Source organism: Micrococcus sp. KRD070 (assembly GCF_017168435.1).
Taxonomy (GTDB): domain Bacteria; phylum Actinomycetota; class Actinomycetes; order Actinomycetales; family Micrococcaceae; genus Micrococcus; species Micrococcus luteus.
This window is the reverse complement of sequence record NZ_JABFNH010000010.1, coordinates 1-8,599: the sequence shown is the minus strand read 5'-3', so window position 1 is coordinate 8,599 and position 8,599 is coordinate 1. Positions and strand designations below refer to the sequence as shown.

The 8,599-nt window shown below is 75.3% G+C and carries 10 protein-coding genes and 1 pseudogene; 6 read left to right on the top strand and 5 right to left on the bottom strand.

Translation table 11 applies throughout. The features are described 5' to 3' along the window. The coding region (locus tag J1M38_RS03665; RefSeq protein WP_206501173.1) for a hypothetical protein at positions 1-444 on the top strand (444 nt) is incomplete at its 5' end. Positions 445-511: 67 nt separating this feature from the next. On the opposite strand, the gene J1M38_RS03660 is transcribed toward J1M38_RS03665, so the two are convergent. Next, entirely contained in the window at positions 512-883 is a 372-nt protein-coding gene (locus tag J1M38_RS03660; RefSeq protein WP_036313345.1) for a DUF1844 domain-containing protein, read from the bottom strand. A gap of 70 nt (positions 884-953) precedes the next feature. On the opposite strand from J1M38_RS03660, the pseudogene infC reads away from it, so the two are divergent. Beyond that, positions 954-1,652 (top strand): annotated as a pseudogene (infC, locus tag J1M38_RS12215) (translation initiation factor IF-3); the annotation flags it as partial. 122 nt (positions 1,653-1,774) lie between these two features. On the opposite strand, the gene J1M38_RS11945 reads toward infC, so the two are convergent. Together J1M38_RS11945 and J1M38_RS03650 are read right to left on the bottom strand one after the other, a co-directional pair. Next, on the bottom strand, positions 1,775-2,170 hold the full coding sequence (locus J1M38_RS11945; RefSeq protein ID WP_241246455.1) for a hypothetical protein: 396 nt from the start codon (positions 2,168-2,170) through the stop codon (positions 1,775-1,777). 73 nt (positions 2,171-2,243) lie between these two features. Continuing rightward, positions 2,244-2,996, bottom strand: coding sequence for a LysM peptidoglycan-binding domain-containing protein (locus tag J1M38_RS03650; protein WP_152743415.1), 753 nt, complete (start codon positions 2,994-2,996; stop codon positions 2,244-2,246). Between the two features lie 156 nt (positions 2,997-3,152). On the opposite strand from J1M38_RS03650, the gene J1M38_RS03645 reads away from it, so the two are divergent. After that, positions 3,153-3,710 (top strand): hypothetical protein, encoded by a 558-nt coding sequence (locus J1M38_RS03645; protein WP_036383497.1) that lies wholly within the window; start codon positions 3,153-3,155, stop codon positions 3,708-3,710. A gap of 15 nt (positions 3,711-3,725) precedes the next feature. Here the strand turns inward: J1M38_RS03645 and J1M38_RS03640 are convergent, their stop codons facing one another. Next, positions 3,726-3,950: a helix-turn-helix domain-containing protein gene (locus J1M38_RS03640; RefSeq protein ID WP_036383499.1), complete on the bottom strand. Its 225-nt coding sequence runs from the start codon at positions 3,948-3,950 to the stop codon at positions 3,726-3,728. Between the two features lie 225 nt (positions 3,951-4,175). On the opposite strand from J1M38_RS03640, the gene J1M38_RS03635 reads away from it, so the two are divergent. The 3 genes from J1M38_RS03635 to J1M38_RS03625 are packed head-to-tail and all read left to right on the top strand — an operon-like array spanning position 4,176 to position 7,887. Next, positions 4,176-4,823 (top strand): SAF domain-containing protein, encoded by a 648-nt coding sequence (locus J1M38_RS03635; RefSeq protein WP_044659783.1) that lies wholly within the window; start codon positions 4,176-4,178, stop codon positions 4,821-4,823. 2 nt (positions 4,824-4,825) lie between these two features. Further along, positions 4,826-6,409 (top strand): tyrosine-protein kinase family protein, encoded by a 1,584-nt coding sequence (locus J1M38_RS03630; protein ID WP_044659784.1) that lies wholly within the window; start codon positions 4,826-4,828, stop codon positions 6,407-6,409. After that, positions 6,379-7,887, top strand: a complete 1,509-nt coding sequence (locus J1M38_RS03625; RefSeq protein ID WP_044659785.1) for a sensor histidine kinase — start codon at positions 6,379-6,381, stop codon at positions 7,885-7,887. The genes J1M38_RS03630 and J1M38_RS03625 overlap by 31 nt, the downstream gene beginning before the upstream one ends. 62 nt (positions 7,888-7,949) lie before the next feature. Here the strand turns inward: J1M38_RS03625 and J1M38_RS03620 are convergent, their stop codons facing one another. Further along, positions 7,950-8,198, bottom strand: coding sequence for a WhiB family transcriptional regulator (locus J1M38_RS03620; protein ID WP_002854852.1), 249 nt, complete (start codon positions 8,196-8,198; stop codon positions 7,950-7,952). Between the last annotated feature and the right edge of the window lie 401 nt (positions 8,199-8,599).

Below are 8,599 nucleotides of genomic sequence, written 5' to 3'. Positions count from 1 at the left end.
CCGTCCGAGTCGTCGGGCGCCGACGCGACGACGGTCCCGCCCCGCCCCGGCCGGGGCCTGCCGGTGGCCGTCCTCGTGGTCGCCGCGGCGCTCGTGCTCGAGGCGGGCGCGCTCCTCTGGCTCGCCGTGGACGCGGTGGTGCATGCGGCGGACGGGGTGCTCCCGGCCGGCGCCCGCGTGATGCTGGTCGTCATCTACGCGCTGCTCACCCTGTGGATCCTTGCGACCGCCGTCGCCCTGCTGCGCGGTCGGGCGTGGAGCCGCGGCGCCGCCGTCGCGATCCAGCTCTTCGGTGTGCTCCTGTCCTCGTGGCTCTTCAGCGTGGACGCCGCCGCTCTGGGTGGGCCGCTGCTCGCGGTCTCCGGCGTCGCGCTGCTCACCCTCTTCACGACGCCGGTCACCCGGCATCTCACCCCCGCCCCGGAGGCCTCGACGGACGCCTGAGCCCCGCCCCGACGACGACGGCGCGCCCCCGGCCAGGGGCGCGCCGTCGTCGTCATCGGGGCCGTGGTCAGTTCACCGGGCCGGTGAACTTCTCGCCGGGGCCCTTGCCCGGGGCGTCCGGGAACGGGGAGGCCTCACGGAACGCCAGCTGCAGCGAGCGCAGGCCGTCGCGCAGCGGGCCGGCGTGCTGGCTGCCGATCTCGGGGGCCGCGGCCGTGACCAGCCCGGCGAGGGCCGTGATGAGCTTGCGGGCCTCGTCGAGATCGATGAGCTCGCGGGCGTCGGGGGAGTCGGCCAGGCCGCACTTGACGGCGGCGGCGGTCATCAGGTGCACGGCGGTGGTCGTGATGACCTCGACGGCGGGGACCTCGTGGATGTCGCGGATCTCGGCGGGGGCGTCCATGGGGGTGGCGTCCTGGGCCTGACGTTCGTCTGTCATGGTGGTAAGCTTCCCATAGACCACTCGTGGTCCGCGCACGTCCTCGTCATCCGGTGACCCCGGAGCAGGCGTGCACGGGCCAGGAGCAGCAAAGTGGAGGCCTCTCTCCCACCCGCGTCAGCAGGATGTCCGGTTCGCCCCGGGCCGAGTTGCCGGGTCGCCGGTCGGGACCGCCGCGTCGTGGCGCGCACCCCGCACCGAGGGTCCCGTCCGACGGGACCGTGTCGAGGCCTCCGTCTGCGTCCGCGCAGGGGAGGCCTTCCTCGTTTCCGAGGGTCCCTCCGGTGGGCGCGGGATCACCCGTCGTCTCGCACAGAGGAGTACCACCATCAGCGATCCCCGCATCAACGAGCGTATCCGCGTTCCGGAAGTCCGCCTGGTCGGCCCGAACGGCGAACAGGTCGGCATCGTCCGCGTCGAGGACGCCCTCCGGCTCGCCGCCGAGGCGGACCTGGATCTCGTGGAGGTGGCCCCCACGGCCAAGCCTCCGGTGTGCAAGCTGATGGATTTCGGCAAGTACAAGTACGAGGCCGCGGTGAAGGCCCGTGAGTCGCGCAAGAACCAGGTGAACACGGTCCTCAAGGAGGTCCGCTTCCGCCTGAAGATCGACAAGCACGACTACGAGACCAAGACCGGCCACGCCAAGAAGTTCCTGAGCCAGGGCGACAAGGTCAAGGCCATCATCCAGTTCCGCGGCCGTGAGCAGCAGCGTCCCGAGCTCGGCATCAAGCTGCTGCAGCAGTTCGCCGAGGACGTCGCCGAGCTGGGCACCGTCGAATCGCAGCCGCGCCAGGACGGCCGCAACATGGTGATGGTGGTCGGCCCGCTGCGCACCAAGGCCGATGCGCGCGCGGACCAGCGCAAGAACTCGGCCGAGAGCCACCGCGAGCGTCAGGGCGGCGGTTCGCGTCGCGACCAGGCCGCCCGCGAGGCCAAGGAGCGCGCCGCGCAGAAGGCGGCGTCCGACTCCGCCCCGGTGCGGAATTCGGTCGGGGACGCGTTCCCCGAGCAGCTGAAGGCCATGGCCGCCCGGACGCAGGAGAACGCCTCCGCGGCCCCGGCCGAGACGAAGCAGGCGCCGAAGACCCCGGCTCCGGCGGCTCCCCGCCCGGCCACGAAGCCGGCCTCCAGCGCCACGCCCGCATCGTCCCCGAAGCCGGCCGCGACGCCGAAGCCGCAGTCCTCGGCTGCGCCGGCTGCCACGCCGAAGCCGCGGTCCGCCGCCAAGCCGGCCGCGCCGTCGTCGGCTCCGAAGCCGGCGGCCAAGCCGATGCCGGCCCCGCCCAAGCCCGGGTGGCGAGGGCGGTCATGGCGGTCTCCTGAGGACGAGGCGAAGCGGGGGAGTGCAGGGTCGTGGATGTCATGGCCGTGGTCCGTCCACGCCGGCGTGCGGGGCGAACACGGGGGAGGTCAGCACGGTGCCGGGCAGCAGCAGGTGTGGGTCGTCGCCGATCACCCGCCGGTTGGCCTCGTACCAGCGGCGCCACCGGGCGTCGATCTCCCGGGGGGTCGCGTCCGGGCCGAGCTCGGCGGCGGCGAGGTGCCACAGGGAGTGGCCGCGCCGGACGGTGACGGTGGGGTGGTCCGGATCCGCACGGCCGGTGCCGGCGCCCGGCGGGGCCGGCGCCGGGGGCCGGGGCGTCCACGCGGCATCCGGCGCCGGGGCCTCGACGCCGGTGGCGTGCGCGGGGACCGCGGCCACGGCCCAGGAGGCGTCCGGCACGGGATGAGCCGCGTCCGCCCACGCGGCCGGTGCCGCGAGCAGCTGGACACCGACGACGGCACCGGCCACGCGTCCGAGCAGGGCGGGAGTGAGGCTCCGGCCCAGGCGGGCCCAGGCCGGCCGGCCCGCACGGCGCCCCAGCGCGACGAGCGCCAGCCCGGTCAGGCCCACCGCCCACCACGCGAGCAGTCCGAGCCCGGCGAGACCGGCGCCGAGGCCCAGCACGCGGGTCAGTTCCGCCGCCGGCGCGCTGGTGCCCGTCTGCAGCAGCGCCGCGGCACAGGCGAGCAGACCGGGTCCGGCCAGAAGCAGGACGGTGAGGCCGACGGCGTCCGCCGCGTCGACCGGACGGGTCGGGGCCGGGCCGGCCGGTGATGTCGAGCGCTCCATGGATTCCCCTCCTGTGCGTCCGTCCGGCCGGGATCCCGTGATCAGGCCGGTGATGATGACCACAGTGAACTGCACGGCCTGATGAGTGTCAAGAGTGATGTTTGATGATATTTGATGATGACCGATGTCCGGCGCTGAGCCTCCTATGCTGAGCGCATGCGGTGGAACGGACTCTTCGACGACCTCGAGGCGCACTGGGCCGACCTCGGCTGGCAGGAGACGGTGGCCGAGGCCGCGGAGCTGACCCGAGCGGAGTGGATGGCGCTGTCCCTGGCCGACCGCCTGCGCGGAGCCCGAGGGCGGCAGGTCCGGCTCCACCTGGCCTGGGGCGAGGTCGTGGACGGCGTGGTGCACACGGTGGGGCAGGGCTGGGTCGGCGTGCACGTCGACGGTTCGGGGTCGGCGATCGTCGCGGTGGACTGCGTGGCGGCCGTGGAGGCCGACCTGACCCGGGCCGTGGCCGCGCCCGAGCTCGCTGCGGCCGGCTGGGGGACGGTGCTGCGCGGCATCGCGCGGACGCGCCAGCCGGTGGCGGTGACGGGGCGCCTCGGCGCGGCACTGGCGGAGGGCACCGTGGACCGGGTCGGCGGCGACCACCTCGACATCGCCCGCCACCCGCGGGACGAGGCCAGGCGGGCCGCCGCCGTCCGCGGGCGGCTCGTCATCCCGTTCGGGGCGCTGGGGACGGTCCGGACCGCGCTGCGCCCCGCCTGAGCAGACCGTGTGGGCTCAGCGGGCCTGCGCGTCCGTCTCGGTCCACTCCCGGACGCGGGCGCGCGTCACTTCCTTCTGACGCTCCACGTAGTCCTCGAGCCAGGACACCTCGATGCGCCACTGACCGCGGCCCCCGACCTGGATGGCCTGCAGCTCACCCGAGCGGACCAGGGCACGGGCGGCCTGACCGGAGATGTTCAGGGTCTCCGCGACGTCGGTCAGGGTGAGAAAGCGCTGCACGGTGCTCCTTCGGTCGAGGCGTCCAGGACGGTCGCGGGCGGCCCACGACGTCGACCCATTCAACCCCGGGAACACCCGGAGGCGACACTTTTCCACAGCGTACGCGGCGGATCCGGCGATCCACGGCCCCAGTGGTTACTCTGGGCGCAGCGCGGAGGGGCCGACACCGACGGGGTGCCGGGGCCGCGGCGGCCCGAGGGGCCGGTCCGAAGGGGGGAACATCCGGTGTCCACGACCATGTCCGCGTCCGCCGAGGGCGGCCGTCTGCGCCGGCCCCGCTGGCGGGATCCCCGGCTCCTCGTCGGTCTCATGCTCGTCCTCGCCTCGATCGCCGGCGTGGTGGCGCTGGTCGCCTCCTCCCAGCGGACCGCCGCATACTGGACGGCCGCGGAGGACCTGCCCCCGGGCACGCCCATCGCGGCCGGGGACCTGCGGCCCGTGGAGGTGAACCTCAGCGAGGCCGGCGAGCGGTACCTCAGCGCCGATGCCCCGGCTCCCGAGGGGCGGATGGTCTCCGGGACGGTCCGGGCCGGCGAGCTGCTGCCTGCGGCGGCACTGGTGGACGCGGACCCGGACGGCCGTCGTCCCGTCGGGGTGGCCCTGGACGAGCCGCTGCCGTCCGGCGTGGGCGTGGGGGACCGCGTGGACGTCTGGGTGGCCATGCCCGCGGAGGGAGGCCGCGGCCATGCGGACCCGGCCCGGCTGGCCGAGGCGCTCGAGATCTCCGAGGTCACGGCGGAGCAGAGTGGCTTCGGCGGCTCGGGCACCACCCGGGTGCAGCTGCTGGCACCGGAAGAGACCCTGCCGCGCATCGTGGACGCGAAGGTCAAGGACGCGCGGGTCACCCTCGTGCCGGCCCACGGGGTGCGCTGACCGTGCGCATCGCCCTGGCCACCACCGTCCAGCCGGGCCTGGACCACATCGGCCCGCTCGAGCGGCACCAGACGGACATCACGGTCCTCCGCCGGGCCGAGGACCTCGCCGAGCTGCTCGCGATCGCCCGCTCCGGTCTCGTGGACGCGGTCCTCGTAGCCGGGGACACCGAGTCCCTCACCGCCGCCTTCCTGGAGGAGACGGCCCGGCTGCCCCGACCCGTGGGCGTGGCGGCGCTCAGCGAGGTCCGTGCCGAGCGTCGTCGCCTCCGCGGCATGGGGGTGCCCTGCGTGCGCGCCGACGCCGACCCCGAGCAGATCGCCGCCGTCGTCGTGGAGTCCGCGAGCGCGGCCGCGGAGGGCCGCCGGCCGGCGACCTCGCACGGGGAGGACGCCGACCACGCCCGGGATCACGCCGAGGACCTCGACGACCTGCCGATCACCCTGGAGACGCTCGGCGCGGACGAGGTGCCCGGCCTCACGGACCCCTGGCGCGACGCCGACGAGCCCGACGACGCCGGGCCGGGCGCCGCCCCCGCCGCGGCCACCCCCGACGACGGCCCCGCCACCGCGGGCGAGGGAGCCGACCCCGCACCCTCTCCGGAGGAGGGCGAACCGACCGCACCCGCGCGGGAGTCCCTGGTGACCGTGGTGTGGGGTCCCACCGGCGCCCCGGGACGCACCACCGTCGCCGTGAACCTCGCCGCCGAGCACGCCATGGCCGGCCGGAACACGCTGCTGGTCGACCTGGACACGTACGGCCCCGCCGTCGGTGTGCACCTGGGGCTGACGGAGGAGTCGGCCGGCGTGGCGCGGGCCGTGCGGCGGGCCGACCACGGCCGACTGGGCGCCGCCGACCTGGCGGCCGCGGGCGTCCGCGTCCGCGTCGCCGGCGCGGACCTGACGGTTCTGACGGGGCTCACCCGCGTGGACCGGTGGCCCGAGCTGCGCCCCGCCGCCGTCTCCGCGCTGATCGCGGCCGCCAGGGAACACTGGGACCGCGTGGTCGTCGACGTCGGGTTCGGTCTCGAGCAGGACGAGGAGTTGTCCTTCGACGTGCCCGCCCCACAGCGCAACGGTGCGACCCTGGCGGCGCTCGCCGCGGCCGACGAGGTCATCGCGGTCGGCGGGCCGGACGCCGTCGCGCTGCCCCGCCTGGTCCGCGGGGTCGAGGAGCTGGCGGAGGCGGCCCCGGCGGCACGGCTGCGCGTCGTGGTCAACCGGCTCCGGCCCGCCGCCGCCGGCGTCGCCCCGCGCGGGCAGGTCGAGGCCGTCTGGAACCGCTACGCCTCGCCGGCCACGCCCCTGGAGGCGTTCCTGCCGTGGGACCCGGCCGCCGCGGACCCCGCGCTGCTCGCCGGCCAGGTGCTCGCCGAGGCCGCTCCGAACAGCCCGCTGCGTCGCGCCCTCGCCACGCTGGCCGGTGTCCCTGCCCGCCCCGCCCGCCGCGGACGGCACCGCGCACGGCCCTCGCAGACCATCGCCGCCGTGTCGTCCGACGCCGCCCGCGACGCCACGGACACGGGCCGCCCGGCACGTCGCCGTACCCTGATCCCATGGTCAGTTCGCTCGCGCAGGACCCCCTGACGTCGCACCCGGACATCGGAGACGAGGACCGCGCCTGGCTGCAGCGGCTCGTGGGGGACTGGCAGCTCGTGGCAGACCTGGCGCTCGCGGACCTCGTGCTCTGGTGCCCCGTGCCCCGCCGCGACGAGGCCGGAGGGTTCGTCGCGCTCGCCCAGGTCCGGCCCTTCACCGCTCCCACCCTCTTCCACCGCGACATCGTGGGCTCGCGCGCCCGCGCGGACCTGCGGGCCGTCGTCGGGCAGACGTGGCATGGCGGGGAGCGGGCCGAGGGGGCCGGCCCCGTCGAGGCCCCGGGAGGCACGCTGCAGGTGCGTCTGTGGCCGGTGGTCCGCGCCGGGAGGGTCATCGCGGTCGTCTCCGCGCACGCGGACCCGAAAGGCCGGCCGGCGCGCTCGGTGATCGAGGAGAACTACAGCCGGACGGCCAGCACCCTGCTGGACATGATGCAGCACGGCCGCTGGCCGGCGCCCGAGGAGCCCTCCGGCCTCTGGGCGGGCGGCACGCCGCGGGTGGGGGACGGCCTCGTCGTGCTCGGGCCGGACTCGGTCGCCGAGTTCACCAGTCCCAACGCGGTCTCCGCCCTGCGCCGGCTGGGCATCGCCTCGACCCTCGAGGGGCACCGGCTCACCGACGTGCTGGCCAGCACCGAGGCCGCCCGCGTTCCCACCGACGAGGGGACGTGGGCGGTGCTCACCGGCCGGCGTGCCGGACGGCGGGAGGTGCAGTCCGGCGGGGCGTCCCTCACGGTGCGCTCCGTCCCCCTGCTCGGTCCGGACGGCTGGCAGGGGGCGCTGCTGCTGCTGCGCGACGTGACCGAGCTGCGCCGCCAGGAGCAGCGTCTGCTCACCAAGGATGCGACCATCCGCGAGATCCACCACCGCGTCAAGAACAACCTGCAGACCGTGGGATCGCTGCTGCGCATGCAGGCGCGGCGCACGTCCTCGCCCGAGGCGGAGCGTGCGCTGCGTCAGGCGATGCAGCGGGTGGACACGATCGCCCTCGTCCACCAGACGCTGAGCGAGGAGATCGAGGACCAGGTCCCCGTGGACGGTCTGCTGCAGCGGCAGTTCCGCCTGGCCGTCGAGGTGGCCGGGGACGGGCGGCCGCTGCAGGTCGCGGTCACGGGCGAGTTCGGTGAACTGCCCTCCCACGTGACCACGCCGCTGGCGCTGGTGCTCAATGAGCTGGCGGCCAACGCCGTCGAGCACGGCACGGCGCCGGGCGGTGGCTGCGTGGGCCTGCACGCCGACCGCGAGTCGACCCCCGCAGGAACGGTGCTGGTCGTGTCCGTGACGGACGGCGGCCCCGCCGCCCCCGACGGATGGGTGCCGGGGGAGTCTCCCCGCGCGGGCGAGGGATCGGGGCTCGGCCTGCGCATCGTGCACTCGCTCGTGGAGGGGGACCTGCGCGGCACCCTGCGCTGGGAGCGGTCCGACGACGGCGGCACGCGCGTCGTGCTGCGACTGCCCCTGACGTGAGCCCGGCCGGGCATGACGACGGCCCCGTCGACGAGGTTGACGGGGCCGGTGGTCCGGGTGGGTCAGGAGGCGCGGCGGGCACGCGCCGCGCGGCGCTTCATGGCGCGCCGCTCATCCTCGCTCATGCCGCCCCAGACGCCCGAGTCCTGGCCGGACTCCATGGCCCACTTCAGGCACGTGTCCACGACCTCACACGAACGGCACACCGCCTTGGCCTCCTCGATCTGCAGGAGGGCGGGGCCGGTGTTGCCCACGGGGAAGAACAGCTCCGGGTCCTTGTCCAGGCACGCTGCTTTACTGCGCCAATCCATCGGTCCGCTCACTTTCTGTCGGAAGAGCCGGAGCCCGCGGGCGCCGGTGGTCACGGCCTCCGCCGGCGGCGGGCGCGGGGGCCTGCGCGGACGACGCGCGGCACGACCGATACGGAGGGCGACCCTGGTCATTGCAACGGGGACCGCTTTCGTACGAACGCGGCCCCCGGAAATCTTTCGCGTGCCATCCTCGCACGGCCCTCACGAGTGAACAAGAGGTGAATGAGGTGCATCACCGCACCTCCCAGTGAGTCCTTGGTCACACCTATGCCCGGGGCGGCGCGTCGCCGCGGACCTGGCCCGCGCACCGCCCGGCGTACGGTGGGGGACACGTCCGTCCCCGCAGCCGTCCCGCAGGAGAGGCCCCATGGCACAGTCCCGCCGCCCCGACCCCGTCGCCC

Excerpts from the sequence above, each read along its gene's own strand:
- J1M38_RS03650 (WP_152743415.1), bottom strand. The coding sequence starts at position 2,996 with ATGGAGCGCTCGACATCACCGGCCGGCCCGGCCCCGACCCGTCCGGTC.
- J1M38_RS03645 (WP_036383497.1), top strand. The coding sequence starts at position 3,153 with ATGCGGTGGAACGGACTCTTCGACGACCTCGAGGCGCACTGGGCCGAC.
- J1M38_RS03620 (WP_002854852.1), bottom strand. The coding sequence starts at position 8,198 with ATGGATTGGCGCAGTAAAGCAGCGTGCCTGGACAAGGACCCGGAGCTG.
- J1M38_RS03660 (WP_036313345.1), bottom strand. The coding sequence starts at position 883 with ATGACAGACGAACGTCAGGCCCAGGACGCCACCCCCATGGACGCCCCC.
- J1M38_RS03625 (WP_044659785.1), top strand. The coding sequence starts at position 6,379 with ATGGTCAGTTCGCTCGCGCAGGACCCCCTGACGTCGCACCCGGACATC.